General features: G+C 50.3%; 26 protein-coding genes, 3 tRNA genes and 1 pseudogene. 8 read left to right on the top strand and 22 right to left on the bottom strand.

All coding sequences use genetic code 11. The features are described 5' to 3' along the window. Positions 1–18 precede the first annotated feature (18 nt). The 3 genes from DTHIO_RS17510 to DTHIO_RS17500 form a co-directional block, all read right to left on the bottom strand. Positions 19–93, bottom strand: a tRNA-Gln gene (locus DTHIO_RS17510). Then, positions 94–963, bottom strand: coding sequence for a 4-(cytidine 5'-diphospho)-2-C-methyl-D-erythritol kinase (gene ispE / locus DTHIO_RS17505; protein ID WP_040419412.1), 870 nt, complete (start codon positions 961–963; stop codon positions 94–96). A 63-nt stretch (positions 964–1,026) separates the two neighbouring features. Continuing rightward, entirely contained in the window at positions 1,027–2,445 is a 1,419-nt protein-coding gene (locus DTHIO_RS17500; protein ID WP_008871579.1) for a DegQ family serine endoprotease, read from the bottom strand. Between the two features lie 691 nt (positions 2,446–3,136). On the opposite strand from DTHIO_RS17500, the gene DTHIO_RS17495 reads away from it, so the two are divergent. The 3 genes from DTHIO_RS17495 (at position 3,137) to DTHIO_RS17485 (ending at position 5,433) form a co-directional block, all read left to right on the top strand. After that, entirely contained in the window at positions 3,137–4,846 is a 1,710-nt protein-coding gene (locus tag DTHIO_RS17495; protein WP_008871578.1) for a long-chain-fatty-acid--CoA ligase, read from the top strand. 37 nt (positions 4,847–4,883) lie between these two features. Beyond that, entirely contained in the window at positions 4,884–5,312 is a 429-nt protein-coding gene (locus tag DTHIO_RS17490) for a hypothetical protein (protein ID WP_008871577.1), read from the top strand. A gap of 44 nt (positions 5,313–5,356) precedes the next feature. After that, a tRNA-Arg gene (locus DTHIO_RS17485) sits at positions 5,357–5,433 on the top strand. Positions 5,434–5,720: 287 nt separating this feature from the next. Here the strand turns inward: DTHIO_RS17485 and DTHIO_RS17480 are convergent. Further along, on the bottom strand, positions 5,721–8,447 hold the full coding sequence (locus DTHIO_RS17480) for an ATP-grasp fold amidoligase family protein (RefSeq protein WP_008871576.1): 2,727 nt from the start codon (positions 8,445–8,447) through the stop codon (positions 5,721–5,723). A gap of 594 nt (positions 8,448–9,041) precedes the next feature. Between DTHIO_RS17480 and DTHIO_RS20705 the strand changes: the two genes are divergently transcribed. Continuing rightward, positions 9,042–9,404: a DUF2283 domain-containing protein gene (locus tag DTHIO_RS20705; protein ID WP_008871575.1), complete on the top strand. Its 363-nt coding sequence runs from the start codon at positions 9,042–9,044 to the stop codon at positions 9,402–9,404. A gap of 181 nt (positions 9,405–9,585) precedes the next feature. Beyond that, positions 9,586–10,566, top strand: coding sequence for a YheT family hydrolase (locus DTHIO_RS17470; RefSeq protein ID WP_008871574.1), 981 nt, complete (start codon positions 9,586–9,588; stop codon positions 10,564–10,566). Between the two features lie 20 nt (positions 10,567–10,586). Here DTHIO_RS17470 and DTHIO_RS17465 read toward each other — a convergent pair whose 3' ends face one another. The 3 genes from DTHIO_RS17465 to plsY form a co-directional block, all read right to left on the bottom strand. Next, positions 10,587–11,312: a 4Fe-4S double cluster binding domain-containing protein gene (locus DTHIO_RS17465; protein ID WP_008871573.1), complete on the bottom strand. Its 726-nt coding sequence runs from the start codon at positions 11,310–11,312 to the stop codon at positions 10,587–10,589. A gap of 62 nt (positions 11,313–11,374) precedes the next feature. Continuing rightward, on the bottom strand, positions 11,375–13,855 hold the full coding sequence (locus tag DTHIO_RS22765; protein ID WP_040419406.1) for a helix-turn-helix domain-containing protein: 2,481 nt from the start codon (positions 13,853–13,855) through the stop codon (positions 11,375–11,377). Between the two features lie 316 nt (positions 13,856–14,171). Next, positions 14,172–14,777: a glycerol-3-phosphate 1-O-acyltransferase PlsY gene (gene plsY, locus DTHIO_RS17455; protein WP_008871571.1), complete on the bottom strand. Its 606-nt coding sequence runs from the start codon at positions 14,775–14,777 to the stop codon at positions 14,172–14,174. 207 nt (positions 14,778–14,984) lie between these two features. Here plsY and DTHIO_RS17450 point away from each other — a divergent pair. After that, positions 14,985–15,060 (top strand) — tRNA-Phe (locus DTHIO_RS17450). 874 nt (positions 15,061–15,934) lie between these two features. After that, the gene (locus DTHIO_RS22150; protein ID WP_208596352.1) at positions 15,935–18,247 is read left to right on the top strand and encodes a transposase; all 2,313 of its coding nucleotides are present in this window, start codon (positions 15,935–15,937) and stop codon (positions 18,245–18,247) included. 524 nt (positions 18,248–18,771) lie between these two features. On the opposite strand, the gene DTHIO_RS17435 is transcribed toward DTHIO_RS22150, so the two are convergent. From DTHIO_RS17435 to DTHIO_RS17390, 12 genes and pseudogenes are all read right to left on the bottom strand, one after another. Continuing rightward, the gene (locus DTHIO_RS17435; RefSeq protein ID WP_244156405.1) at positions 18,772–19,020 is read right to left on the bottom strand and encodes a hypothetical protein; all 249 of its coding nucleotides are present in this window, start codon (positions 19,018–19,020) and stop codon (positions 18,772–18,774) included. Positions 19,021–19,037: 17 nt separating this feature from the next. Further along, complete coding sequence (locus tag DTHIO_RS17430) at positions 19,038–19,526, bottom strand: PIN domain-containing protein (protein ID WP_008871570.1); 489 nt, start codon at positions 19,524–19,526, stop codon at positions 19,038–19,040. After that, a complete protein-coding gene (locus DTHIO_RS17425; protein ID WP_008871569.1) occupies positions 19,523–19,780 on the bottom strand; it encodes a UPF0175 family protein in 258 nt (85 codons plus the stop codon). The genes DTHIO_RS17430 and DTHIO_RS17425 overlap by 4 nt, the downstream gene beginning before the upstream one ends. Positions 19,781–19,847: 67 nt before the next feature. Then, a pseudogene (gene gmd / locus DTHIO_RS17420) lies at positions 19,848–20,881 on the bottom strand (GDP-mannose 4,6-dehydratase). 70 nt (positions 20,882–20,951) lie between these two features. Then, positions 20,952–21,308, bottom strand: a complete 357-nt coding sequence (locus tag DTHIO_RS17415; RefSeq protein ID WP_008871568.1) for a helix-turn-helix domain-containing protein — start codon at positions 21,306–21,308, stop codon at positions 20,952–20,954. Between the two features lie 431 nt (positions 21,309–21,739). Beyond that, complete coding sequence (locus DTHIO_RS23035; protein ID WP_008871567.1) at positions 21,740–21,928, bottom strand: type II toxin-antitoxin system HicA family toxin; 189 nt, start codon at positions 21,926–21,928, stop codon at positions 21,740–21,742. Further along, entirely contained in the window at positions 21,909–22,145 is a 237-nt protein-coding gene (locus DTHIO_RS17405; RefSeq protein ID WP_008871566.1) for a type II toxin-antitoxin system HicB family antitoxin, read from the bottom strand. The genes DTHIO_RS23035 and DTHIO_RS17405 overlap by 20 nt, the downstream gene beginning before the upstream one ends. A 476-nt stretch (positions 22,146–22,621) precedes the next feature. Then, positions 22,622–22,837 (bottom strand): hypothetical protein, encoded by a 216-nt coding sequence (locus tag DTHIO_RS17400; RefSeq protein ID WP_008871565.1) that lies wholly within the window; start codon positions 22,835–22,837, stop codon positions 22,622–22,624. A gap of 99 nt (positions 22,838–22,936) precedes the next feature. Further along, complete coding sequence (locus DTHIO_RS22145; RefSeq protein ID WP_337833172.1) at positions 22,937–23,206, bottom strand: DegT/DnrJ/EryC1/StrS family aminotransferase; 270 nt, start codon at positions 23,204–23,206, stop codon at positions 22,937–22,939. Next, on the bottom strand, positions 23,118–23,300 hold the full coding sequence (locus tag DTHIO_RS22815) for a DegT/DnrJ/EryC1/StrS family aminotransferase (protein WP_083804044.1): 183 nt from the start codon (positions 23,298–23,300) through the stop codon (positions 23,118–23,120). Before DTHIO_RS22815 ends, DTHIO_RS22145 begins: the two co-directional genes overlap by 89 nt. Before the next feature lie 134 nt (positions 23,301–23,434). Continuing rightward, positions 23,435–23,785, bottom strand: coding sequence for a type II toxin-antitoxin system HicB family antitoxin (locus DTHIO_RS17395; RefSeq protein WP_008871564.1), 351 nt, complete (start codon positions 23,783–23,785; stop codon positions 23,435–23,437). Further along, positions 23,772–24,020, bottom strand: coding sequence for a type II toxin-antitoxin system HicA family toxin (locus DTHIO_RS17390; protein WP_040419400.1), 249 nt, complete (start codon positions 24,018–24,020; stop codon positions 23,772–23,774). Before DTHIO_RS17390 ends, DTHIO_RS17395 begins: the two co-directional genes overlap by 14 nt. Positions 24,021–24,406: 386 nt before the next feature. Between DTHIO_RS17390 and DTHIO_RS22140 the strand changes: the two genes are divergently transcribed. After that, positions 24,407–24,607 (top strand): hypothetical protein, encoded by a 201-nt coding sequence (locus DTHIO_RS22140; RefSeq protein WP_208596444.1) that lies wholly within the window; start codon positions 24,407–24,409, stop codon positions 24,605–24,607. Positions 24,608–25,055: 448 nt separating this feature from the next. Here DTHIO_RS22140 and DTHIO_RS17385 read toward each other — a convergent pair whose 3' ends face one another. From DTHIO_RS17385 to DTHIO_RS21515, 3 genes are all read right to left on the bottom strand, one after another. Next, the gene (locus DTHIO_RS17385; protein ID WP_008871562.1) at positions 25,056–25,289 is read right to left on the bottom strand and encodes a type II toxin-antitoxin system MqsA family antitoxin; all 234 of its coding nucleotides are present in this window, start codon (positions 25,287–25,289) and stop codon (positions 25,056–25,058) included. Beyond that, entirely contained in the window at positions 25,290–25,592 is a 303-nt protein-coding gene (locus DTHIO_RS17380) for a DUF4258 domain-containing protein (RefSeq protein ID WP_040419296.1), read from the bottom strand. Between the two features lie 85 nt (positions 25,593–25,677). Continuing rightward, the gene (locus tag DTHIO_RS21515; RefSeq protein ID WP_153305079.1) at positions 25,678–25,839 is read right to left on the bottom strand and encodes a hypothetical protein; all 162 of its coding nucleotides are present in this window, start codon (positions 25,837–25,839) and stop codon (positions 25,678–25,680) included. Positions 25,840–26,302 lie beyond the last annotated feature (463 nt).

Here is a 26,302-nt window from a genome sequence, read left to right as displayed (position 1 = left end):
GGACATGGTCCTTTTTGTTGGCTGGGGCGGAAGGATTCGAACCTCCGAATGACGGGACCAAAACCCGTTGCCTTACCGCTTGGCGACGCCCCATCAGTTGATTCTGGAATAGTAAAAGGAAACATTCTGACGGTCAAGGGTGTGGCAGGCCTGCGAAAGATACTTTCTTTCGCGGAAAAAGGCGCACAGGCTTGACCCCGAGCCGCTCAGAACACAGCCGCTTGCACCGGCCTGAAGCATTTGTGTCTTAATGCTTCCAAGCCCTGGATACTCAGCAAATACTGTTTTTTCAAAACAGTTGCTGAGAATTATCCGTTCAAAAGGCGATCTATTATCTGTTAAGGGTCCGGTTGTCAATACTGAGTCACCAGGTGGGCGGGAGTCCCTGGTTTTCTGGTCATGGGCCTGATAGGCCCTGGCCGTATCTATGCTTACTTCCGGGCAGATGACAAGCAAGTGCAGTCCATGCAGGCCTATATGCACCGGCGATACGATTTCTCCCTTGCCCGTGACCCGGGCTGGCCTGTTGTAAATGAAAAAGGGCACGTCCGCCCCCAGCTCTGAAGCCAGTTCAAAAAGTTTTTCCCTGGTAAGGGCGGTGGCCCTGTTTAAGCTGTTGAGAAAAAGCAGAAAAGAAGCCGCGTTGGAGCTGCCCCCGCCGAGTCCGGCCCCCACGGGAATGTTTTTGCTCAGGTAGACCTTGAGTCCGGGGCGAAATCCGGTTGCTGCGGCAAAAAGCTTATAGGTGTTCAAAAGGATATTGCTGCTTTTTTCCAGGCTCTTGGGGCAGGCGCGCAGGGAGATCCCGGAGCCGGGTACAAGAATGACATCGATATAATCCCCCGGCCTGGACAGGGGATAAAAAATGGAATCCAGATTATGGTATCCATCCCGGCGTTTGTCCAGTATTTTCAGGTAAAGATTTATCTTGCAGCCGGACTTTATGCTGTAGGTTTTGCTCATGGGCTTTATCTTTGCCGGCGGCATGTCCGGATGAACATGCCGCCTGTCATATGTTTTCAGGTGTTAATCCCTGAGCGGTATGGTCCTGAAGATATTCTGCCCCTGCCTGTTTACCAGCAGCATGAGCACCTGCTTGGGCTTGGCATCTTCTTCCAGGATGGTGAAGAAATCATTGGTACTGTCCACCCTCTGACCGTTGGCCTGCAGGATCAGATCTCCCGGGGCGATGTCTGCGCGGTGGGCCGGGGACCTTGGCTCAACTTCGGTTACAAGCAGGCCCTGGGGCTCGCTTAAGCCCAGCTGCTCAGCCTCTTCCTGTGAAGGGGAACGAAAAGACATCCCCAGGTCAGCCTTTTCGCTCTCCGGTTCCGGTTCGGGACGTTCAGCCAGGCCTTCCAGGTCTCTTTCCCCCAGGGTTACGGTGACATCTTTTTTCTCACCGTCTCTGTAGAATCCAACAGTGGCTTCAGAACCGGGGGCCAGTTGTCCAATTTTCCTGGTAAGGTCGGAAGAGTCTTCAACAGAGTCGCCGTTCAGGGAGACAATAACGTCACCGGCTTCCATGCCGGCTTCTTCAGCGGGATCGCCGGGAGTTACGCCGGCAACCAGGGCACCTCTGGCTTCCTCCAGGCCCAGGGCGTCAGCGATATCCTGGTCGACATTCTGGATGGTTACGCCCAGCCAGCCGCGGCTGACTTTCTGATCCGTCTTAAGCTGGCTGATGATGTCTTCAGCCATGGTGCTGGGTATGGCGAATCCGATTCCCTGTCCTGCGGCTACTATAGCCGTATTGATCCCTATTACCTCGCCCTGCATATTTAAAAGAGGTCCGCCGCTGTTGCCGGGATTGATGGAAGCATCGGTCTGGATGAAGTTGTCATAAGGGCCGGCACCTATTACCCGCCCCTTGGCGCTGATTATTCCTGCGGTAACAGTGTGATTGAGTCCAAAGGGGTTGCCTATGGCCACAACCCACTGCCCCACCTTCATGTCTTCGGAGTTGCCGAACTCCAGGGTGGGCAGTTCCATATCAGTATTGATCTTTATAAGGGCCAGGTCGGTCTCAGGGTCAGTACCGATTATCTCTGCTTCAAATGTTTTTTCTTCGTCTTCCAGTCTGAAGGTGGCCTTGATTTCCTCCGCCCCTTCAACCACGTGATTGTTGGTCACTACGTATCCGTCCTGGGAAATGATAAAGCCAGAGCCAAGGGAACGCTGCTCTCTGGGCTGACGCTCCCTTTCACCGAAAAATCTTTCGAACTGGTCAAAAAACTCCTCAAAAGGGTGCCCGCGATCCTGGAAACCGCGGAAAAAATCCCCCATCTCAGGCCTTTCTACTTTTTTCACAGTGCTTATGTTGACTACCGCCGGGCCTGCCTTTTCAGCCAGATCTGAAAATTCCGGCAGGGAAGCCCCTGCAATGCTGCCGGACCAAATAAAAAATAAAGTCAGCAATAAAAAGGTTTTGATATATAATCGCATTGTTCCTCCAAAAAATAGGTTTGCCGGTTTTTATAAAGTGTGTTCACGAGGAGAGGTCCTTGTTTTGAGGCGAAAAAGCCTGCTGGAATAAAAAGCAAAATAACACCTGCTGCTTGATTGTAAAGGTTAAAAAGACCTGTCCATCCAAACTTTTTTGTTTTTTAAAGCCAGAACTCTGCAGATGATCCTGGTGCCTGTCAATGAAAGTATTCAGGCATCAGGGAAAAAAGGAAATTTTCAGGGACGAAAGTTTAAGTTGATTTAAAAAGCTGTTTTTTTTAGACTGACTCCGTTTGCCCGGGATAAACATAATTTTTTGGCACTAACAATTTCGTTGCCCACTGGCGGCTTTGCCGCTCACGGCTGGAGAGTACGCCTGAAGGCTGTTCCGGTTGGTGGTGACCGACGTCCCCTGCATGGCTGAAATTGTGTTATCCCCTTGCTTATATTGGATCTCTTTATCGGTTAGTATCTTTTAGCGCTTTGCATGTGGCATGGGGACTGGCTCTCCCCGCACTTATTTTTAAAATTCCGTCAAACATCCTTCAGAAAAATAAGTGCGGGGGTCCCTGTCCCCTGCTTTCCTTAAAAGCGCTAAACAGATACAATCGGTTACAAATTTTTGGTGTCTACTGTATTGTCTTCATAAATAATTGCTGTCAATTTTGTTGAAAAACAAAAGGCTGGATACATGATTAAAACGGATATACCAAGACCCTGGCTGGAATACTACGACAGTGAAGTAAGTTCTTCTCTGGATTACGAAGATATACCCGTATATGAATACCTGGACCGGGTAGCATCTAAGCATCCCCGGCGCAGGGCCATAATTTTCAACAACTGGAAGATAAATTACAAAAAGCTCCAGGAACTGACAGAGAATGTAGCAGCCAATCTTCGAAGCTACGGTTTGAGTCCCGGTGACAGAGTGGCCATTATGCTGCCCAATCTGCCCCAGACAGTCATCACCTACTGGGGAGTGCTCAAGGCTGGTGGCACGGTGGTCATGACCAATCCTTTGTATATGGAAAAGGAGATCCTGCACCACTTCGGCGATTCTGAGTCCAAGTTTCTGATTACCCTGGATATGCTCTGGCCCAAGCTTTCAGAGCTTCTGCCAAGGCTCGGCCTGGAGCGCGTTTTTGTGACCAGCATCCCGGATTGTCTGCGTTTTCCGCTGACCTGGCTTTATCGTTTCAAGATGCACCGGGAGAAAAAAGCAGTCGACATCCCTTATGATGAAGAAAAGATTCTTCCCTGGACATCACTTATCCAGAAGGGTGAAGTTTTTTTGAAATATACTCCGGAGCCCAGGCAGGACCTGGCTGTACTGCAGTATACAGGGGGTACCACAGGGATGTCCAAGGGGGTCATGCTGACCCATTACAACCTGGCCGCCAATGTACGCCAGGCCATGTCCATGCTGCACAATATACAGCTGGGGGAGCACACTGTACTGGGTCTGCTTCCCTATTTTCATATTTACGGCCTGACAGTATGCGTCAATTTCGCCACGGCCATCGGTGCCACCCTGGCCCCGTACCCCAGGTTTGTCCCCAGGGATGTCCTGAAGGCCATCCACAAAATCAAACCCACCATTTTTCCCTCTGCTCCGGCTGTTTTCCAGGCGCTTTTGCAGCAAAAGGACATTGACAGTTATGACCTGTCCTCCATTGACTACTGCATTTCCGGGTCCGCGCCCATACCGAGAGAGTCAATCGAGAAGTTCAACAAGACCACCGGGGCCGAGATCATCGAGGGCTACGGCCTGACCGAAGCTTCACCCATCACTCATTTCAATCCACTGCGGGGCAAGCGCAAAATCGGTTCCATAGGGCTGCCTTTTCCGGATACCGATGCAGCCATTGTAGACATGGACAGCGGAGAAGGACCTCTTTCCTCCAATGAAACCGGAGAGCTCATTGTAAAAGGCCCTCAGGTAATGAAGGGATACTGGAATCAGCAGGAGGAAACCGCCCAGACCCTGCGGGACGGCTGGCTTTATACCGGGGATATTGCCTATATGGATGAAGAGGGTTATTTTTATATAGTAGACCGCAAGAAAGACCTGATCATCACCGGAGGTTACAATGTGTATCCAAGGGAGATAGATGAAGTTCTTTACGAACATCCAGGTGTTAAGGAAGCTGTGACTGTGGGCATTCCCAATTCCACCAGGGGTGAGGTGGTCAAGGCGTTCGTGGTGCCAAAAGAGGGCCAAGAGCTAACCAGGGCGGATATTGTCTCCTTCTGCAAGCAGAAGCTGGCCAGTTTCAAGGTGCCCAAGCAGATAGAATTCCGGGAGGAACTGCCCAAGACCATAGTGGGCAAAGTTCTTCGCCGGGCCTTACGGGAAGAGGAAATGGCCAAAAGAAAGGGCGGTGATGGAAACAACAGCTGATATATTCAGTGCTTCAGTCAGGTAAAGGAGGTACCCAATGTTTTGCACCAAATGCAGTTATACCTCTTTTGATCACTTGGACCACTGCCCCAAGTGCGGTTACGACTGGGCCGCAGAGCGCAGGATTTTCAATGTAGAGTGGGTGCAGGCCCCGGGTGATTCCTGGAATTTTTCCAGTCAGGAAGATGAATCCCAAGAAGCAGAATTTTACGGGGATGGTGCTCTGGATGGTTCCAGGATGGAAATATCCGGCCGGTCAGATGAAGAGGAACATTCTTCCATGGATTTTGAAAGCCGGGAGACAAAAGGGGATGATACAGAGTTCAGCCTTGATCTGGGCAAGGAGCTGGAAGCGGATGATCCGGAAACGTCTGGCCACAACAGGACCGGCCAGAGAGCGAGAGTGGAAGAGGAGATAGAGTTTCCTGACCTGGATCTTGGTTTTCCTGAGAACAATAAAAAATAAAACTTGACTTGTTTACCTGAAAGTACTTATATTTTCTTCTTTGCGCGCCCGTAGCTCAGCTGGATAGAGTGCCTGACTACGAATCAGTAGGTCGCAGGTTCGAATCCTGCCGGGCGCACCACAAATTTCAAGGGGTTAAGGTAAAAATCTTAACCCCTTTTTCTTTCTGGGGTCCCAGAGGACACTAAGTATCCAGACGTCCGAAACAGGAGCAGGACAACCCTTAACCCCCTGTCTCTTTGTGCGGGACTCCGGGCCTGTATATTGATGTGTGAAGTGGAGTGGTCTGTGGCCTCTGACGGGACTCCTGCTAACGTCTTAGTAGATCATCACGTAACCATTCAGTCGGGCGGCTTTGACGCTCACGGATGAAGAGGGGTGCCTGAAGGCTTCGAGTGCCAACAAATCTTATTCCCAGAATGCTCCTGCCCACTGGTCAGGTTCGTAGGTGCTGTCCGGGTCGCGGGGGCGGAAAAAGCGCTGTCTGGCTTCCCCGGGGAAGAGGTCCACGGCCTCGAAAAAGACCCTGCCCTGCACAGAATACAGGTCCACGCGCATGAAGTCATAACCCTGGCCAAGCTTCTGGGCCAGGTCTATCATTTCCTGTAGATTTTCCGGTTTGTCCTGAACCGGTCCCTGGGGCAGGTCCAGGCACAGGGGCAGAATCTCCCAGTCCGGAGAGTAAAGGGTGCGCTTTGGCTCTGGAAAGGGGTGATCCACCTGGATGAAGCGGCACTGTCCGTGGAATACGAAAAATCCGTATGACCTGGGCAGCATGGCGTGGCTGTCCAGGTAAAGCCCGGTGAACATGACCACCGGCTGCACAGCCCTGCCAGGAGTTTCTCCGTCAGTCTTTGCGTGGCCGTTTAACCACTGCCTGCAGAGCTTTTCTACATCCCGGGGGTTTATGCGGCTTTTGTCCGGGATAAGGCGTACCTGGTTGTTGAAGCTGGTCTTTATGGCAAAGCTTTCAGGCAGTTCATCCCAGCTGATCTGGTCTGCACTGGAAACAGCCTGGTAAACCTCAGGCAGGACGCTTTCGTCTGCGCGGTCCTGCACCCACCGGCGCACCTGCCACCTGTCCTGCAAAGTTTCGGCGTCCGTGACCTCGCCCAGGAGCCTGCGCCGGGCCATCTTTTCATTGAAAGTGACCGGGGCGGTTAAATCCGGGTTGTATCCCAGGGCTTCTTTTATTTCCTGCATTTCCCGGCTTATTTCTTCTGGCTCAGGTCGGCGGTTGGCTGAGCTGTTTACGATCTGATCCGGGGTCGGTGGGTCCAGCTGCTGCCGGGGAGCTTTTTGTTCTGCACCGGTTGCCTTACCCTGGTGATCCGTCTCCACTCCGCAGCACTTCTTGGCTTTTTTGCCGGAGCCGCAGGGGCAGGGTGCGTTGCGGGAGAGTTTTTCCCCTCTTTGCACAGGGGTGTGGGCCGGGGTTTTCTGTCCCGGCTCCAGGGGCGGGAGCAGGTTTTCGCCGTCGGCAAAGGACTCGAAGCGCTGGATTATGTCCTTTTGCATTACATCGCGGTGGAACATGGCCCCGCATTCCAGGGCGCGCCTGGTGGAGTCCCGGTAGAACTCATCATCGTCCATGAGCCGGTATATGGTGTCCAGCCAGGGCCGGACTTCGGCCTCGGAGGGCACCCGGCTGTATTTCTGGCGGTACTTTTCCGGGATATCAAAAAGAAAACCTCCGCCGTTCAGCTGCTCGGGCATGCCGGCGTGGTTGGAGGCCAGGACAGGGATACCGCCCAGCTGGGCCTCGGCGATGCTGCGGCCCGAGGCCTCGTTCCAGAAGGAGGGAAAAAGCAGAATGGATGTGCGGGCATAGATGGTGCGCACGTCCTCCTGGTTGGGGATCCACCAGATATTTTTCATGCCGGCCAGGTCGATACCTGCTTCGGCCCACTGATCACTGCTCATGCGGCTTTCCACGGCCAGGAAAAGCAGGTCCGGACGCTCGCGCAGGGCCGTGCTCACCAGCCTGGCGAACAGGGTGGCCCCCTTGGCCATGGAGGGGTTGATCATGGTGATAAATCCTTTCCTGCGCATCTGCGGGGCCTGGGTGGACAAAACTTCCTGGGGGCTTATCTGGCTGCCCTCGGGGATCATGGTGCGCAGGACAGAGCTTTTGATGCCGATCTTTTGCTGGTAATAATCGCTTTGAAACTGCGAAGGCACCAAAACCTGGTCAAAGGGACGGAAAAGTTCGGGGTCATCGTAGCTGGGGTTGGCCAGGTAAAAGATAAGGGTTGTGCAGTTTTTCCGGGCCACCTTGATGAGTTCTTTGCACAGGCTGGAACTGCCGTAGGTCAAAACCACGTCCGGCTTTATCTGCTCCAGGGCCCTTTTGGCGTGCTGGAAAAAATCCCTGGCTTCCTCTTTGGTCAGGTTCTTGCCGTAGCTGCTTCTGGTATAGAAGATGTTGTGCTTGACCCCGTCACGCTTGATCTTGAACACCTTGCCGTAATTTTCCGGAACAGCGCGTTTGTCTCCGATGATGCTGCCCACTGGGTATTCCTCCTGGCCGTCGCACAGGGTCATGTTCACGGCGTAGGCGTCCCATCCGGCTCCGGCCAGGGTGCAGAGCACGGAGCGCATCTGGCAGGCGGCTCCGCTGCGGCGGTCCAGGGCGCACATGGGGGAGAGCCACATGATTTTCTTGGTCCGGGTCCGGGCAGAAATTTCCGGTTCTGTCTGTGGCTGATGCTGTTCCTGATGCTGAGCTTCAGGCTCACTGGAAGGAGAAGGTTGCGGGGTAGAGGCCCGGGCCGAGGCGGCCTTGAGGGCGTCAATTTTTTGCTTGAGTACGTCCAGGCGGGCCTTGGTCTCGGCCCAGTCCTCCCTGATCCTGGCGATGTCAGCATACTCGGTGAGCATGCTGATGCTGTCCGGGTAGCCTGTAAGGCCCTGCTGGATAATTTTTTCCGCCCTGTCCAGCTTGTCCTGGCCGCGCAGGGCCCTGGACAGCAGTATATATGCCTCGTGCGGAGTGTTTTTTTTGTGGCGTAATAGGATGCTGTTCAAAACCTTGACGGCGGTGGACCAGTCTTCGTTGTCCAAGGCCTGCCTGGCCTGGGCCAGGAGTTCTTCAGGATCGTGGCCGCGTCCGGCTGAAGGGGATTCGTTGAACATGGGCTTCTCCTTGCGTTGTTGCTATTTGGCTTTGAACTTTTTGTGGGGTTTTTATGCAAGGGGTGTGCCGGGAGTTTGATTAAGGGGTACAAGAGTTGGATGGAATTGAGGGATGCAGGAATTGGTATTTGCGGACAATCTCCTGGGGGTCCAGCTCGTTCCATTCCTTGAGGCCAAAATTAAGGGTGGCTTGGTCATTACGGAATAAAGGATCAGGAACTGTTTTCGGTTCCCTGTTTCGCTGCTTTGGACGCAGGGAAAGAAAGGCCTTGCATGCTGCTTGAGTCTGGCTTATAAAATATGAGAGAAGGAGATGTCCATGTCCAGCGAGCCTTTTACTCATTACCATTATCCCTGTTGCCCGAAAAAAGCTTGCCCAACGTGGTGTTGAAGAGAGTATGGTTTTTTAAACTATACAAAAACCTGATCAAATGGTTGAGAGGACAAAGGGTTGAGCTGTAGCTCAACGCAAATATTTTTTTGATGACAGTAGTTATCTACTCAGGTTGCTATACGAGGAAGAGGACAATCAACTTTCAGTGATTACAGGCTGTTTTACGTCCCAGGTCTCCAGATATTGAGAGGAACAACAGTATGAAGATTGATTATGATTCAAAGTACGATCTGATGAATATAGAATTCCTCCCTGGGGAGCCCATTGTGGATTCTTTAGAGATTAACGGAGTTGTTATTGATTACGGCAAAGATGGCAAAATTGTATCCATAGAGATAATTGATGCCTCTGAGAGGACTCAAAAAGGACCGCTGGGAAAGCTGGATTGTAACTCTTCAGGGGGGAGATATGCCAATTTGCCTGTCTTCCAGGCGGGTAATGCCTTGCTGGGGATCTTTTATTCTTCAAAACCGTGTGTGCGGAGCACCCGTGAGAAGCCTGAAGGCTTCCCGTGCCTAAGAAGATTTTTTTGGCACGGGCAACTTCGTTGCACATCCCAGTGAAACCAGCTACGCTGAAACTACGTTTGTTTCACGGGACAGGCGGGCGGCTCTGCCGCTCACGGCTGGGGAGTACGCTTCAAGTCTATTCCCGGTGGCGATTGCTGGCACCCCCTGAATAGTTACGCTGGATTTTACAATTATCAGAGACGCTGTAGCTGTTTAACAGCTTATCCATAAAATAATGCCAGTTTTGCCAAGCCCCGGATACACACCTGTTCACCTGTTTAGAAACGGCCATGTCCACACTGTATATCCCGCCCTGTTTCGCCCTGTACCGCACACTGATCCTGACCGGGAAAGAATAGACACTCCGGATGGGGATTTCCTGGATATTGACTGGCATATGAGCCGGCGCTCAGATAAAAGGACGGCCGTGGTCATAAGTCATGGCCTGGAAGGAAATTCGCGCAAAAAATATCCTCTGGGCATGGCCAGACATCTTACCCGGCTGGGAATGGACGCGGTGTGCATGAATTTCCGGGGCTGTTCGGGCACTCCCAACCGTCTGCCCCGCCTGTATCACAGTGGCGTGACTGATGACCTGGACACGGTAATCCACCATGTAATCAGGCAGGGATATGAAAATGTTTTCCTTGTGGGTTTCAGCATGGGAGGCAATCAACTGCTCAAGTATCTGGGCGAAGATCCCGGGCAGGTCCCTTGCCAGGTCCGGGCAGCCTGCTCCTTTTCCGTGCCATGCGATTTATCCGCATCATCTGCCAGGCTGGACTCAACCGTAAGCCGCATTTATGTCATGCATTTCATGCGCAGTCTCAGGGCGAAGATACGTCTGAAGGCAAAGATGTTCCCCGGGATTTTTGATGCAAAGGGCCTGAATATTACATGGAGTTTTCACGATTTCGACAACCGTTACACAGCGCCCCTGAACGGGTTCCGGGACGCGGAAGACTACTATGCCAGGGCGTCCTGCCTGCAGTTTTTGAAAAACATCCGTGTTCCAAGCCTTTTGGTCCAGGCCGGGGACGATCCCTTTCTGACTCCTTCCTGTTTTCCCCTGGAACAGGCCTCGAAAAATGATCATCTTTTTCTGGAAATCCCTGAGTACGGCGGGCATGTGGGCTTTCACCTTCCAAACAGAGAGAACATCTACTGGTCGGAGTACAGGGCAGGAGAGTTTCTGCTTGAGAAGAAGCAACCCTGAACCCCTGATAGGTTCTTCCCTCAGCGCTTTTCAGATCCTTTGGGTCTGCCCCACGGGCAGGCCGAGACACATACGCCGCAGAGATATGGAGGGATGTGCTTTTCCTGCTCATTGCTGCGGAGCTGTCCAACGCAGGCATCAAGATCAAGGGCCTCTGAACGCAAGTCATAGTGCAAAGCCGTAGAAGCATTTTTAATCGCCCCGGCAGGGCAGGCCTCCACACAGTAAGTGCACTTGGCGCATTTATTCTTGATGGGCTTACCCGCAGGCAGGACCAGGTCTGTGAGCACGGTTGTCAGGCGCACCCTGGGGCCGAACTGAGGAGTAACCAGAATCGTAGGTTTGCCCTGCCAGCCCAGTCCCGCCTGAATGGCCACGGCCTTGTGCGATATGGCAGCTGTAAAGCGTTCTTCACTCAGGATATGGCTGGCCGGGACAGGCAGGGCCTTTCCACCCCAGGACTGCAGCAGGCCTGAGATGCGGATGGCAATATGATCAAGAAGGGCGTTGACGTTCTGGTAATGCCTGGCATAGAGCGGCGTGGGCCTGCTGGTGATGTGGTCCATGATCCCGTCTGCCAGGTGCACTGCTATGGAGACTGCCCGGGGGTAACCCTGCAGGAGATCCGAAGGATCCGTTTCGATGCCTTCCAGACGTGATGTGTCCGCCACAGCCACCAGATCGGCTCCCCAGTACCGGGCTGCGTCATGAAGGGGCTTTGCGTTGGGGAGAGGTGATTTTTGCATGTATCGAACCTATGGCAAACCTGCTTAGACTGCAAGGGTTAATATTGGGCTGTTTTCCGCCATCAACGGATAAATGTTCCCTGGTGGGCCAGAACCATTTTTATCTGTCCGTAGTTGACCTCATCACCCAGTTTTTCTTTTATGTCCTTGAGGGAGTTTCCCTGAACCTCTGAAATGGCCTGTTCAATACTTTTTTGCAGTTCAAAAGAAAGAAGCTCGTCAATGCGCAGTTCTTGCTGATGGATCAGGTAGGCCAGATGGGTGTCTATGGTGGACCGGGTCAGGCCCCTGTTTTCGGCAATACTGTCCGGGCTCTGGCCCTGTCTGAACAGGTCCAGGGTCACCTGCCTGGTATCCCCTGCCTGAATCTTTTTGCTGGGCTGCTCTTTTGACTGCGAACCGGGCTTCTCCGGCAGGACCACCTTCTCTATGCCGTGTTTGCGGCGATAATCTGCGACCATATCCAAAAGTTCCTGTCCAAACCTGGCAATGGTCTTTTCCCCCACCCCGCGTATCTTCTTCAGCTCGGCCCGGGTCGCTGGCAGAGTGACTGCAATCTGGACAGCCACCCGTTGATGCAGTATCTGATACGGGGCAAGATTTTGCTCCCTGGCTTTGGCCTGACGCCATTTTTTCAAGGCCTGGAAAAGCTCTGGGTGGGCGATGTCCGATTCAGTCCACTCCGAAGCCTCAGGCTTTTTCCTGCTCCGGGGTGTAAACTCCACTTCCGCCCTGGCCACTGCCTGCAGGTACCCGGCTGAAGAAAAGCCCTGCTCACAGCTTTTAATCCCGGCCAGCTTGACGGCCAGATCCTTTTGCAGGTTGTTCAGGGCATTGACGATCCTCTTTTTTACTTCAGCATTATCAGTTTCCACCCCGGTATCCCCCAGGGGCCCGGCCAGGTTTTCCAGCCTGCCCTGAAACCACCGGGATCCCTTGCGAACCCTTTCCTGAATATAACTGTCAGATTCCGGCAGCCGCTCCGGGCTGAAAATACCGCCAAGCTCCCGCAAAAAGACCCGGCTTACCTCAATGACCTCACCTGCAAGGCCTTCCAGTTCCTTGATATCACAACCACCTGTAATCCGGACCAGGCGGCTGTTGTCCTTGAACAGACTCAACAGATACTGCAGCCGGCTCTCAAGCCGACCCATATCGAAACATTCAAGCAGCAACTGCTGCTGGTAAGCGACCCTGGCCTGATCCAGATGCTCTTTGCCGGGGGGATTCTGTCTGATCTCGCGGTCAAAGCCGAGGATAGCCTCATCCATGCCCACCCCCCGGGCGGCAAGCGGCGAGCCAAGGACCATTCCCTCCATGGTTTTGCAGCGGCTCAGGGCCACATAGACCTGGCCGTGGGTGAAGACATTCTGCACATCTATGATGGCCCGCTCAAAGGTCAATCCCTGGCTCTTATGGATGGTTATGGCCCAGGCCAGCTTCAGGGGGTGCTGAGTAAATGAACCTGCCACCTCTTCCTGGATTTCCCTGGTATCCTCATTTATGGTATACTTGATGTTTTCCCAGGTCAGCGGTTCCACTTTGACCGGTTCCGGTTCCCCTGGACAAAGAACCTGAATTTCATCCCGGGAAATGGAGGTGATCCTGCCGATCTTGCCATTGTAGTAGAGTTTTTCCGGGCCTGGATCATTGCGCACAAACATGACCTGGGCCCCTTTTTTGAGCACAAGAGAAGCAGCTGTTGGATATATCTGTTCCGGAAAATCGCCCGATATTTTAGCGGAAAACAGGTACTCCTGTCCCGGAAGTTCCTCCAGCCTGCACTTATTGATATTTTCGGCCTTTTTGTTGTGGGAGGTAAGGGTAATGTAGCCCTGCTCCGTGTCCGGGACAAAGTCCGGATCATAGCGGGTATTAAGCGCCTGGATGGATTCCGGTTCCAGCCTGTTGTCCCTTACCTGGTTTAAGATCCGGATAAAGCTGTCATCAGACTGCCGGTAAATGTGCTCAAGCTCAATACTGATGAACCTGGTTCTGGACAGGGCGTGACTGTCGAAAAAATAGACTGAATTGTAACAGCCCTGCAGAAGCTCCCATTCATGGGACCTGGCCACAGGGGAAAGCTGGTGCAGATCGCCGATCATAAGCAGCTGCACTCCGCCAAAGGGCTTATCACTGCGGCGGTGACGTCTAAGGGCCGCATCCACGGCATCTAACAGGTCTGCCCGGACCATGCTGATTTCATCAATTACCAGGAGATCCAGGCTCTGGATGATATTCTTTTTCTCCCTGCTTATTCTGAACCGGCGCTGCTGGTCCCGCTCAAAGGCCTCGCTTCCAGGCACAAAAGGCCCGAATGGCAACTGAAAGAAGGAGTGCAGAGTAACTCCACCGGCATTCAGGGCCGCCACCCCGGTGGGGGCAGTGGTGATCATCCTTTTGCTGGAAGTCTCCTGCAGCTTTTTCAAAAAAGTAGTCTTGCCGGTACCCGCCTTGCCGGTCAAAAAGACATGATGCCCGGTCTTTTCCACATAGCCTTCAGCCAGTTCCAGTGCCTCATTCGTACTCCACTCAAAGGACATGCCATCCACCCCCGACATCTCAATAATTCCCCCAAATTTCTCCTGTTCCCGGTAATTTTTCCAGCGTTACCATTTTTACGACATACAATCCAGGAGACCTTTTCTGGCTGCTATTAAAAGTTTTCGGCGGGTCAATCTCAATCTGAATGGTTTTGCCGGGGCTGGCAGGCGTCCGGGCGGAGGATGATTTCCAGAACCTGCTGTGATGGGACCCCTGAACGGCTATGGACTACCAGGATTTTGGAAACAGCTGCCTGTCAGGGGTCTGCTTAGATTCCGGGCAGACCCCTGACAGGTAGTAATCAAAAAAAGAATATCAGTTTACTGTTGCTTCGGAGGAGCTGCAACGCCAGCTGTTTTCCTGTCCGGTAAGCACCCTGTGGATATTTTCCTCATGTCTCCAGAAAACAAGGGCCATGATTATAAGCGATACCAGGATATAGCCGAAGTTGCCGGTGAGCAGAAACAGAACCGGAGCTGCGGTTACCAGGGCCAGTGAGCCCAGGGCGACGTAACCGGTCAGGTAGACGATGGCCAGGCAGATGCCCAACGCCCAGGCAGTAACCGTGGTTGAAAGGGCCAGGAACACGCCCACAGTCGTAGCCACACCTTTTCCTCCCTTGCCGTAGAGAAAAACCGAATACATATGCCCGATTATTACTGCCAGGGCGGTCAGAGAGATAAAGATAACAGACGTGGAAAACTGCATGGCGACCCACACCGGAATAAAGCCCTTGAGCAGGTCAAGCACAAGGACCGTGATTCCGTACCTGAAACCGCAGAGCCTGGCCACATTGGTTGCCCCAACGTTTTTGCTGCCCTGATACCGGGGGTCAATCCGGCAGAAATTAGTAGCCACAAGGACGCCAAAGGGTAACGAACCCAGAAGATAACATAACCCAAGCCAGATTATGGAAACCATTGCACACTCCTTCTCAATTGTGTTTTCCGGATAAAAGGTGACCTGCAAGCCCGTACCTTGAACTGATAGGACTTGAATTCGAACGCTTGAACAACTTAATGAGGCTATATAACCTGAGCCGGGATAAAAGTAAATTTGAAATTTTGGAAAAAAAGACTTGCAAAAAATAACAGTCTCAGATAAATAATTATTTCTTTAAGGGGACAAGCCGAGGTAGCTCAGTCGGTAGAGCAGGGGACTGAAAATCCCCGTGTGGGCGGTTCGATTCCGTCCCTCGGCACCATAAATTTCAAGGGCTTACATCGATCTTGGTGTAAGCCCTTACTCTTTTCAAGCCATGTACTCACTATGTACTCATCAGAAAAAATCTGCCCAATGTACTCACTCTGTCCCCTGTCTAATATCCACCATGCCCATTACTCCCACCATCGTGTTTCACGATAGTGCTTTGAGCCTTCCCTGTCCAATACCCTCAATACCCATTACTACCCCCTCCCCCATATCCGCTTTGAATTCAAGGGCGGGGGGCCAAGTTCTAACAACCCCCATCTATGATCAGACATTTCCAGGCAGTTTTCAGAGCCATTTTGTAAGTCAAAAACAAGGGCAAAATGATTCTCTCCGCCAAGTTGAATGCGCAATGTATGCCTTTTTATCTATAAATGTCAGCATGTTATCTGTTAGCCGACATTTTCAAACGTAATCCTCATGAGTACCTCAAAGCTGTAGCAAGTCTTGGTTATCCGTCCCCATGAAGTAGTACGCAATTTTTTTCAGTAATGATAATCTTTGTTACAGTATTTCTTAACTCTCACTCAAGCTCGGATAGCGATGATGCTATTGCTTTCTTTTATGCTTAACTACTTGTAATAGAACGATAATTTCATAATTTAGCCGAGATAAAAACCGATTACATGAGCAGGCCTGTAGAAAGTTTTACCTGTTACCCCCTGGGAAATCGCATAATTCCATCCAAAAAATGCTTGCATTGCGGGGAATTTTTGCGTACTATATCTTATATACTGTCAAGGCGATTTTGGACCACAATTGCGTACTACTTTGGGTATATAGATATGGTACTCACAGACACTGCTCGCCAATACTTTTTGTCCATTCAGTTCAGGATACGACAGGCTGCTGTCAGGTCACCTGCATCAGTGCCTTTTACTTATGAAGACGAACCATTCTTCTCTGCCTATCAGGCCATCACCGATGTATGGAAAAATCGAAAACCACAAAGGGTTGTGGCTGAATCTTTCAACATCAGTCGAAACACCTTGAAAGACTGGGATCACTCATTTGCTCTTTATGGGACCGTGGCTCTTTTACCGGAGATATCTCATGAGCAGGTTGACCCGGCTCTGGAGCGACTGGTTATCCTGGTCAAACTTTCAAGACCACATGAACGTGCCAACCATGCCTTACGACTCGCCAAGGCCCTGGGGATTGAAGACGCCTCCTTGGAACATATCCGCCAGATTCAGCGTTCTTATGGCTATGGCCAGCGAATGGATGAAGCAGACATTTGTTTTTGGTCCGGCCTGCAACATATCCTGGAATCCGTAATCAAGCAAAAAGAAAAACCGCCTGCCAGGCCAGTTCATAACCTGCACGACCGGCCTGGTACTTTTTTCAATTATCAGCGCGACCACCTTCAACATCGAGTTGAGCTATTCAAGGCCTTATCCAAGCTTGAAAAAAAACGCCAGATTCGCCCAGTGCTTCAAGAATTCGGCATGGCCCCCAATCGGTTCTATGTGTTGAAAAACCGGTATATGCTCTATGGGGTCTGGGGCCTGGCTGATCTTGTCCAAAAGGGGCAAACCGGTGAGAAGATTTCCCCCCAGCTGGAGCTTCAAATCATAGAAGAAAGACTGATGGATCCGTCCCTGTCCACAGCCAAGATGATAAAAAAGCTCAATTTGAAATGTTCCCGGGCCAATGTCCAAAAGATCTATGCTCGATGGAAACTCTCACGATTCAAAAAACCCGTTGCCATCCGAGGTGTTATCTCCAGCCCGGTTCCGGCTCAGGTGACTGAGAAACAGTCACCGGTAGAAGCCTCGGCCAAATCCCGATTTCCTGATCTCGTTGATACCTCCGGGCTCAAAGTGAACCGTTCTTTCCTTCAATTCATCAAGCACCTGGCCTACCGCAAGGTGGTTATCAGCAACCCAGGAACTTTGATCGTGGCTCCTTTCCTGGATCAATTAGGGGTCATTGAAGCATGGCACACCTACGGCCCAAACAGCCTGCGCACTTCTGAGATCACCAACAATATTATCGTGAATGTCATGCGCATTATCGCTGGTTTTCCCAGCATCCATGACTTTACACTCAATGCTGACCGCTCTGTAGCCGTGGCTTCAGGACTGGTTCTCAACCCAGGAAAAACCAGATTCTACGATGCATTCGATGAGATTCGCTTCAGCCATTTGCAGTTCCTGCGAAACGATGCCTCTTGCCGGGCCAGGGAACTGGGGATCATTGAGGGCAAAGAGATTGCCATAGATTATCACTGTGATCCCTCGGATAGCCGGTTTCCTGAAGACAAAGCATTGAGCAAGGCTCCTGATAAAAACGGTGATATGACGTACGCTCACAGGCCGCAGATCCTCTGGGACAGCATGACCAACACCATCATTAATATCGCCTACTGTGAAGGCAAGTCCAGGGCTCCGTCAGCCCTGTACCGCTTCTGTGAACGAAACCTGTTTATGATCATTGACCCTGACGTTATCAAGGAAATTTATGCAGATTCCGAGTATACCGGAGAAAAACAGCTGATATATTTGACTGTTCGTTCGGAATCGGACATTACCATGTGCCTCAAACAAAACCCCAAGATCAAGCGTTGGAAAGAGGCAACCATCCAGCAAGGGGTCTGGCAGGATTACCGGGAGCAATATCGCATTGCCAGTAAGGACTTCATTCTCCCAGAAACAAAAAAGCCCTTTCGTTTTGTGGTCAAGCAAAACAAAGAAACCAGTGAGATCCGCTGCTTTGGAAGTACACATACAGACTACAGCCCGACCAAGATCCTGGATGCCTACCACATCCGCTGGCCGGTGGAAACTGGCATCAAAGATCTTATCGAGAACTACTTCCTGAACAAACCCACAGGCACGTCTCCAGAAAAAGTGGAGGCTCATTACTATTGCATCATGCTTGCTCGGCTCGCTGTTGATTATTTTCGGTCCCAGCTATGTATACCTCAGTGGCAAAGCCCTGAAGACTGGAAATGTGTCTTGTCCACCATCCGAACCAGCATATTCAGCAATCAAAACTGCGAACTGAGCCTTGATGACTCCGGCGACCTCCTCATTACATATCTGGACGGAGATCGTCAGGGGATTAAAAAGAGACTTGCCGAACTTCTTACCAGCAGAAAAGAAACAGGCCTCAACCGCGTTTCCTGGTGGGGAAATCGAGGCGTTCAGATTCAGGTCAAAGATCAGTATGCCATATGATTTTGGCTCTCAAATTGGCCTATCTTTATGGCTCTCAAAAACGGGTGGAAAAGTCTGATGATTAAACCAATTTTTGGATTGCCCCCTAACCTGGGAGGAAATAACCCCTTACGCCAGAGGGGGGTTTGGAAGCTGAAATGGCTTCCAGAGAAAAATATGGGGAGAGCATGGGCATACAGGTTTTCAGCCAAAATATTGCCTAGATATGCCCGTACAATCATGCTTTTAAAACGCCCACCCCAGAAGAATCCCTGACGTCTGTGCTTTTTGTTGTAATACCTGGTTCACCCGGTTAAATCCCCCGCACCAAAAATGAGATAGCTAAAAATAGAAGGAGGTTACATATGATGAGGAATTACATGAAGTGTAAGGAGGGTGATGTGCGGGGTGCTGCTACCGCAGCATTTAACCGGGTTCACCCGGTTAAATCCCCGCACAGACAATGGGTTTAGCAAAAAAAATAGAGAGAGGAAATATATGATGAGGTACTATGAAGGGGTAGGGAGGATGGTGTGCGGGGGCCGCTACGCGGCATTTAACGCGGCATTTAACCGGGTAAAGTTCTGCTTGATGTCCTTCGCATAGGCACCAAGGCTGCAAAGCCTCTTCTTGACCTCAGCCATCCGGTCAGCAGGTATCTCGACCTTGTCACCGTAATAGTCCTGCCACCTCTTGATGACATCTGAATTGGAAATCTCATCATCAGGGTGCATCCGGGCCACTAAGTGGAAATGATTCCCCATAATGGCACCGGATATGCCAGCAATAAGCATCGGGCTATCTTTGATCACTACTCACCTGCCTTTTGGATTGCAAGTTCATAGACATCCTTGCTGAGACGAAAGCCACCTTTTTGTTGCAATAAATCCAGTTCCTGGGATAGATTTGATAACAGGGAGTTTCTTTTGGCCCAGATCAAAACACCAACTGTGCCTAAAACTGTGTACTGCAGTCTTACAGCGATACTTCGAGCACTTTTTTCATCCAGCAGTAAAATATCAGCGTTGATTTCCTGATTCAGAGCAATAACTTCAGCTTCTCCGCGGTCAAGAGATACCTGAAGTGAAAGACTGAAAACCTTATTTTGTACCTGCTGGGTGGTAATCCACTCTGCACGGGCGACCTCTTGAGCACCAGGCAAACCATGGCCGGTTTCAACCACTTCCTCCCAGACTGCCCAAGGAACAATTATTCCTTGCGGAAACCTGTTGTGCAAAATGCTTAACCTGCCGATGGAGCTAAGCCCTATGAGAACAGACGAATTGGATATGGCCTTCATGGAAGAGAATCCAAGGTAGACAGGTCTCGATCCAGCTCTTTTGTATCGTACTGCCTGGGTATGCCTTCCCGGGACAGGAGCAAAAGAAATTCCCACTTATCCATGCCAGCCATGTGGCGGGCTTTTCCCAGAGAAAGAAGCCCTTTTTCATAAAGCCGTAAGGATAGTTCCCGGCGAAGCCTGCTTTCCTGTTCTTCCGGGGGTATGCGCAGGGCATCCTGCAGATCGTTGTCGAGTTCCAGACGTATGCTCATTGAAGTAGCCTCCTAAATCCAGATAAGGCTATCTTATTGAACGCTGGGTCTGAAGTAAAGCCTGTTTCTAATCATGTGAGTCGTAGACGTCATACCCGTGGTCATTGCACAGCTTATCCCGCCTGGCAAGGCTTAGGTCATGAAGAACATCTCTTTTACCATGTCCTGAAAGGATATCTCCGGGGTCCAGCCAAGCTTTTCCCTGACTTTGGCCGGGCCTCCAAGCAGGGACTGCACTTCTGTAGGTCTGAAATAGCGGGGATCGACATGAACCCGCACTCTTCCCTGCTCATCCTTTCCCATTTCATTTACGCCCTGCCCATCCCAGTTGAGCTTAATCCCAAGCTCTGCAAAGGCCAGTTCGCAGAAGTCCCGCACGCTGTGCTGCTCTCCCGTAGCTATTACAAAATCCTCCGGCTCATCCTGCTGCAGCATCAGCCACTGCATGCGCACGAAGTCCCGGGCATGGCCCCAGTCTCTTTTGGCATCCAGGTTACCCAGATAAAGCGTACCCTGAAGGCCCAGGGCTATTCTGGCGGCTGCCCGGGTAATCTTGCGGGTTACAAAGGTCTCGCCTCTAATGGGTGATTCGTGGTTAAAGAGAATCCCGTTGCAGGCATACATGCCATAAGCTTCCCGGTAATTAACCGTAATCCAGTAGGCATAGAGCTTGGCTGCTGCGTAAGGGCTTCTTGGATAAAAAGGGGTTTTCTCGGTCTGGGGAGTCTCCACGGCCTTGCCGAACAGCTCTGATGTTGAGGCCTGGTAGAACCTGGTCTTGTCTGTCAGGCCCAAAAGTCTGATTGCTTCCAGTATTCTAAGCGTACCTAGGGCATCGGCATTGGCGGTTTATTCGGCAGTCTCAAAGGAAGCCTGCACATGGCTCTGGGCTGCCAGATTGTAGATCTCGTCCGGCTGCACCTGCTGGATTATCCGGATCAGATTTGTAGCGTCTGTCAGGTCGCCGTAGTGCAGGATGAAGTTTCTGTTTTCAGTGTGTGGATCCTGGTACAGGTGGTCCACACGGTCAGTGTTGAAGCTTGAGGCCCTGCGCTTGATGCCGTGGACTGTGTAGTTCTTGTGCAGGAGCAGTTCTGCCAGGTATGCTCAGTCCTGGACTGTTATGCCGGTGATGAGGGTTTTTTTCATAAGCTGTTTGTCCTAGTCAAGGTTACAGGAAATACCGATAATCAGAAACACTCAGGGCCTGGGCAAGCTTGCGGGCTCGTTCTTTACCAATCCCTCTTTTGCCGTTTTCCATCTCACTTGTCTGATGCTGGGGAATTCCGGTCTTAAGCGACAGCTCCTTCTGCGTCAAACTCTCTCTGGTTCTGTAGGCCCGAAGAGCTATCTGGGGGTTTTTGTCCATATATTCAGGAAAAACATCAGCTACAGAATAGGCAGGCTTGTCCTCGTCTTCCAAAAACTGAGCATATTGTTTAATCTTGCCTGCAATACTGCGTCGAACACGCAAATTCAGCGTGATTATTTCTTCATCAGTATGGGGCTTTTTCATGGGTTCCGACATAAGCTATCTCCACCACCTTGACTTTTCCCTGGACTTCCCTCCAGACAGCCACATAAGTTGGTTTACCTTTCTTCAAATAGCAATGATGTTCGTTGTCTGAAAGTTTTGAATAATTTGGCCAGTCTCCACGGACAAAACCACTAAACTCGATTTCCTGCGTCAACTGAAACAAGACCTCTCGAACTCTGACAGGAAGTTTTTCCGTTCTTATTTATCGGGTAAACGGTGGTTTGGTCACTACAGATAAAACGGGCTACGCGAGGTAAGGAGGGATATCACGGGATACTGGCAACATAACTTCATCCAGTTGAACAGACCGAAGGTCTACGGCACAGCCGTCCAGTTGAATGGAAGAAGATTTAACCGGATAAATGTTCAACCGGGTAAACTCGCAACATAATGTCCCTGTTTTTCCAATGAAGGGCATGAAATTAAAATACAGGGTCTAAACCTGCCTGTTTACACAGTTCGTTGGCTGTAATTCTGTCCAGTTGCCGATGTCTTTTTACCGGGATCGCCTTGGTTCCATTTGTATAAATGGAGTGATTTGCGCCTTCCCTGAGAAGTTTAAAACCGTTTTGTTCAAAATATTTGACCAAATCACGCCGTTTGACCGACATTTTTGATCTCCACAGGCAACTGTTCAATCAAAGCATTTCCCGGAGGGAATTCCTTGCCTAACTGCTGGTAAGCCAGCATCATCTCATTAAGGGCATCCCGAAGCATAACTCTACATTCTTCAATGTCCTTGCCTTCGGTAACTACTTCAGGCCATTCAACGATTTGGCCCATATAGCCAGAGCCGATTTTTACATATTTTGCAGTAAAGGATATCATACAAACAACTCCATGGCGTAATCTATTTTTTCAGTATTAATAAAACATAAAATGCATGAAGGTTTACAAATTTAAGTGAAAAATTATTTTAATTGTAACACCCCAGAGGGGACCCCGGTTACACGGGGCAGGCGGAAGGCACGGAAAAGCACGGAAGCTATATGTCTGGAATCCGAAGTGCGAAGTCCAGGGTCCGCAAGCTTTAATACACCTCATCATGCGTACCCATTGTTTCTAGAAAAATGGCCTCTTGCCCTTCATACCGACCGAGATGAAAGATAATCCTGAGATCATATCCGACACAAGATGTCCATGATCCTGATAACCTGCCTTGAAGCTTATGTGCTTTCAGACTTGGATGGAAAACATCGTTCTCAAAGTCAGTGCCTTTCGTATGTCATCGCCACATTCAGGACGCTTTTTGATAAACCGTTTGGCGGCACGAACAAAGGATGGAGAACGAATCAGAAGTCGCTTCATTTGACAATTTCGTCCATCAGGTCGTTTACACTTACGGGATAGCATTCTCCCGCACTATATTCCGCTCGTGCTTTCTGTATTTCATCAAAAAGCTGATTACGTCGGCGTTCCATGAGTCTCTTGGAGAGAATTTCCTTGAACATATCCTGTTCTTCAAGTGGCAGTTTCTCCACCTCTTCCAGTAGGCCTCCAAAAGTCATTGTTTGAGACATATCAATTTCTCCTTTTGAACTCGGGTTCCGGGGACTGATCCAGAAAAAGAGTTTAGCCCACGGAATACACGGAATAGCACTGAAAAGAAATCTTTAAGTTCAGTGTCCTTCCGAGTGTTCCGTGGGCAGGATTCTTTTTATGGCTTCTACCACTCTATCCTGGTCTGCCTCACTCATAGCAGGAAAAAGAGGCAGGGTAAGGGCCTCCTGGTAATATTTTTCCGCCTCTGGAAACATGCCTGTCCTGTCGTATAGCGCTTGGCGTTTGGCGGTTGGCGTTCTACCCTCTGTGTCTCGTTCTCTTGTTTTTGCCCCATGCCCCATGCCCCATGCCCCTGTAGTAGGGCTGAGTGTGTACCGGAATATAATGAACATTAACGCCTATACCCTTTTCTCTCAAATAATCAAAGACATGTCTACGGCTTAAGCCTGACTTGCTGGTCTCAGAGACCTGGCCCAGCAACCGGGTAAACTCGCAACATAATGTCCCTTAGCTCATTTACATCCGCTGGATGCCCTGGCAACATAACTAAACTGGCAACATAATGTCCCTATTCTTCCATTTTCAGAAAACGTTGATGGCTCAGCAGGAGGAATTCACCCGTGTTGTGGTGTCTCCCTGGCAAGCTTCTGAGCTACAATGGCATTTAATGAAATGCCTGCTTTGGCGGCCTCAATGGCCAGAGCCCGGTGCAGCCTTCTGTCAATGCGAATATTAAAACGCCCAGTGTACTCCTTTCGTGCAGGAGCAACAGGAATAGGTTCCCCGTTTTTTTGATAGCTTTCTTTCACGCCTTCCCATGCAACCTCAAGTTCATGAAGAGCCAGTTCCGGGGTTTCAGCAAAGGCAGAGATATTTGGCATTTCAAGAAAATGGGCAATGTATTCGCCGTCATCATCCAGAAAAACGCTCACGCTGAATCCATCAAATCGATCATGTTTCTCCATCAGTCTCCTCCATAAGGGCAACTAAAAATTGTTCAACCTGGTAGCCCTTTGCTTTGCCATTTTTGCCTGGCTGAACAGGAAGACGGCGGCGATTTGGAGAATACCATATCTGGTGACTCCCCTTCTGATGATCAAATGTCCAGCCAGCATGACGTAAAAGCGTCTGAAACTCATCAAATGTGAGATCTTTTGGATTGTTCTTAGCTCGAGACAGGAGTTTCTCTCTCTTCGTCATTTTGTAACTATATGTGGTTATAACATTCTTGTCAAGACCTGCAAAGTACGTTTTCGACATGCCTCAAAGCCCTCATATCGATACGCCAAACACTTTTGGACGCTCAAAACTTCATGCTTTTCATGTTCTTCGCCTATTCCTTATGTTACGTTTTTGATCCGAGAGATTTTTAATGATAATTGATAATAATCTTGTACAGTTACGTATAGATCCGGGTGGTGCCGGAGGCAAAAGTTGTCTGTAAGGGGTGAAAATGGGCTATTTTAGAAGGTTAAACTTAATAAAAACAAGCTCTTGCTGGTCTCAGAGACCTGGCCTCTCACTCAGAGACCTGGCCCTAACCTTATGTTGCGATGCTTAATTGCCCAAAAAATACCAAGCATAAAATGGGTAACGAAAGGGCTGAATTGCCCACATTAGGCAATGCAAGAAATGGGGAATCTGGGGGATTAATTGCCCAAAACATACCAAGCATGAAACGGGGAAGGTATTTTTTCCAATACTCAAGAGGTTGTAGTTTTGGAAAGAAGAAAAATGAATGGAAAGAATTCATGCGGGGTCAAGAAAAAATCAGGGATCAGCGTTGAGTACTGGAGCCTGACCACTGACTCCTGACTCCTGGGAACTACCTCAAGGGCGGGGTATGCGGGGTATATGTCTATACCGGGTGAGGCGGGGTGGATCCATTCTGTTGAGTCGAAACTTCCTTTAGGGCATTCAAACAGGGCGGGGTATGCAGGGTACGTTAAAAAAAATACTAAAGACAGGCGGGGTATAGCGGGTTATCGCGGGATACTGGCAACATAACTAAACTCGCAACATAATGTCCCTTAGCTCTTAATTGTCGTTCATCACTAAAGGCTGGAATTGCCGCCTGTTTTCGTTTTGCTCCTCCAGGCGGCGTTTTGCGCAGGAAACGTGGTCTGTCCCCACTGGCTCTAAAAGCAGGAGTGTAAGGCGGGTTACTGGCAACATAATGTCCCAGTTCTTCTTAATGTTGTCAGTATTCGGTGTTAATTTTTCGAGACGACAGGTTTAGGCAGCCATGTCAATAACTTCTATTTGGCTGCGTTTAGACTTGGCTTCTGAGACAATTCTTTCCAGATCTTCAGCGACTGAATCCATGATCCACGCCTCTCCGCACTGGTCGCACACCATGGCCGGTACGTTTCTCACCACCACCAATACGCTGCCTTTGTCTACTGTGAAGGTAGTCGTACCTGGATTTTGCTTTCCGCCACACAAGGGGCATCCTTTGGTAAAAAACATTTACTGCCTCGCTTTTCTTGCTATACCATTTTCTTGAAAATGATCCTCATCAGGGATATATGCTGTTATGATATAGACTGCTTGTGCTCCATCGTCCCACGAAGCAACCACATGTATCCGCTTATTCCCTGAAAATCCGGATATAAGATAACTTGGATATGGCTTGTCCTCCGGATAAGACTCGATAATTTCTCCATCCTGTATAGCGTTAAACACATCATCCCTGGAGATATTGCGCTCCAGCATTCGAGATAGAACATGTCTGCGCCATATAATATTTCTCTTTTCCAAAGCTTCTTGCATTTTGACAAGCGTATTCAAAAATCATCCCTCTGCTGTTTATCCCATGATTCTTTCTTTGCATGTTGTGCAATAAAAAACTTAATGGCTAATCCCCGGATTTGCAACCCTTTCCCACCTCGTAGTCAAGATCAGTCCAGGGCGTTTTGCCGGTAAACGTATGCCAGAGCATCCGCAAGGCTCCGGTGTTCTCATGGTAATGTTCATAGCAGGCCTGCAGCTCATAGATGAGGCCTGTCAGGCCCTTCATTGGCGACACCGGCCCACTCCGCCAAAATTAGATCAGGGCATATCCTGTCTGTGAACATGCTGGGAGCAGTAAATTCAAGTCTGGCCCAGTCTCTTCATGGAATACAAACCATCCACACCACCAACCGGGGTTCACCCGGTTAAACCCTGCTATGCAGGAGGCCTTACGGCCTGTTTAACTGGGTAAATTTGCGCATGCCCAGTTAAACATTTATCCGGTTAAATCTTCTTCCATTTAACTGGACGGCGAAGCCGTAGACCGGAGGTCTGTTTAACTGGGTGAATCCTTGGAGCCCAGCAGGTATTTGACCTGGTCGAATATTTACCCCGTAAAATTCCGGCCCGGTTGAATTTCTTCACATTCAACTGGGTCTTTCCATTTTACTGGGGCCTCCTGAACAAAATCCTTCCCTCCGATAACCCCGGAATCTGTTTACCCGGTTAAACACTGCAGAGCCGTAGAC

Source organism: Desulfonatronospira thiodismutans ASO3-1 (assembly GCF_000174435.1).
Taxonomy (GTDB): domain Bacteria; phylum Desulfobacterota; class Desulfovibrionia; order Desulfovibrionales; family Desulfonatronovibrionaceae; genus Desulfonatronospira; species Desulfonatronospira thiodismutans.
The sequence above is the reverse complement of the archived record's forward strand: the minus strand, read 5'-3'. Positions and strand labels throughout refer to the sequence as shown.

Excerpts from the sequence above, each read along its gene's own strand:
- DTHIO_RS22765 (WP_040419406.1), bottom strand. The coding sequence starts at position 13,855 with ATGTCCTTTGAGTGGAGTACGAATGAGGCACTGGAACTGGCTGAAGGC.
- plsY (WP_008871571.1), bottom strand. The coding sequence starts at position 14,777 with ATGGTTTCCATAATCTGGCTTGGGTTATGTTATCTTCTGGGTTCGTTA.
- ispE (WP_040419412.1), bottom strand. The coding sequence starts at position 963 with ATGAGCAAAACCTACAGCATAAAGTCCGGCTGCAAGATAAATCTTTAC.
- DTHIO_RS17430 (WP_008871570.1), bottom strand. The coding sequence starts at position 19,526 with ATGAAGGCCATATCCAATTCGTCTGTTCTCATAGGGCTTAGCTCCATC.
- DTHIO_RS17500 (WP_008871579.1), bottom strand. The coding sequence starts at position 2,445 with ATGCGATTATATATCAAAACCTTTTTATTGCTGACTTTATTTTTTATT.
- DTHIO_RS22140 (WP_208596444.1), top strand. The coding sequence starts at position 24,407 with ATGGGTAACGAAAGGGCTGAATTGCCCACATTAGGCAATGCAAGAAAT.
- DTHIO_RS17435 (WP_244156405.1), bottom strand. The coding sequence starts at position 19,020 with ATGCTTATTGCTGGCATATCCGGTGCCATTATGGGGAATCATTTCCAC.
- DTHIO_RS17395 (WP_008871564.1), bottom strand. The coding sequence starts at position 23,785 with ATGGAGAAACATGATCGATTTGATGGATTCAGCGTGAGCGTTTTTCTG.
- DTHIO_RS17425 (WP_008871569.1), bottom strand. The coding sequence starts at position 19,780 with ATGAGCATACGTCTGGAACTCGACAACGATCTGCAGGATGCCCTGCGC.
- DTHIO_RS23035 (WP_008871567.1), bottom strand. The coding sequence starts at position 21,928 with ATGTCGGTCAAACGGCGTGATTTGGTCAAATATTTTGAACAAAACGGT.
- DTHIO_RS17470 (WP_008871574.1), top strand. The coding sequence starts at position 9,586 with ATGCCAGTTTTGCCAAGCCCCGGATACACACCTGTTCACCTGTTTAGA.
- DTHIO_RS17495 (WP_008871578.1), top strand. The coding sequence starts at position 3,137 with ATGATTAAAACGGATATACCAAGACCCTGGCTGGAATACTACGACAGT.
- DTHIO_RS17480 (WP_008871576.1), bottom strand. The coding sequence starts at position 8,447 with ATGTTCAACGAATCCCCTTCAGCCGGACGCGGCCACGATCCTGAAGAA.
- DTHIO_RS17385 (WP_008871562.1), bottom strand. The coding sequence starts at position 25,289 with ATGTTTTTTACCAAAGGATGCCCCTTGTGTGGCGGAAAGCAAAATCCA.
- DTHIO_RS17380 (WP_040419296.1), bottom strand. The coding sequence starts at position 25,592 with ATGCAAGAAGCTTTGGAAAAGAGAAATATTATATGGCGCAGACATGTT.
- DTHIO_RS17490 (WP_008871577.1), top strand. The coding sequence starts at position 4,884 with ATGTTTTGCACCAAATGCAGTTATACCTCTTTTGATCACTTGGACCAC.
- DTHIO_RS17465 (WP_008871573.1), bottom strand. The coding sequence starts at position 11,312 with ATGCAAAAATCACCTCTCCCCAACGCAAAGCCCCTTCATGACGCAGCC.
- DTHIO_RS17390 (WP_040419400.1), bottom strand. The coding sequence starts at position 24,020 with ATGACGAAGAGAGAGAAACTCCTGTCTCGAGCTAAGAACAATCCAAAA.
- DTHIO_RS17400 (WP_008871565.1), bottom strand. The coding sequence starts at position 22,837 with ATGTCTCAAACAATGACTTTTGGAGGCCTACTGGAAGAGGTGGAGAAA.
- DTHIO_RS17405 (WP_008871566.1), bottom strand. The coding sequence starts at position 22,145 with ATGATATCCTTTACTGCAAAATATGTAAAAATCGGCTCTGGCTATATG.
- DTHIO_RS17415 (WP_008871568.1), bottom strand. The coding sequence starts at position 21,308 with ATGTCGGAACCCATGAAAAAGCCCCATACTGATGAAGAAATAATCACG.
- DTHIO_RS20705 (WP_008871575.1), top strand. The coding sequence starts at position 9,042 with ATGAAGATTGATTATGATTCAAAGTACGATCTGATGAATATAGAATTC.
- DTHIO_RS21515 (WP_153305079.1), bottom strand. The coding sequence starts at position 25,839 with ATGAAGGGCCTGACAGGCCTCATCTATGAGCTGCAGGCCTGCTATGAA.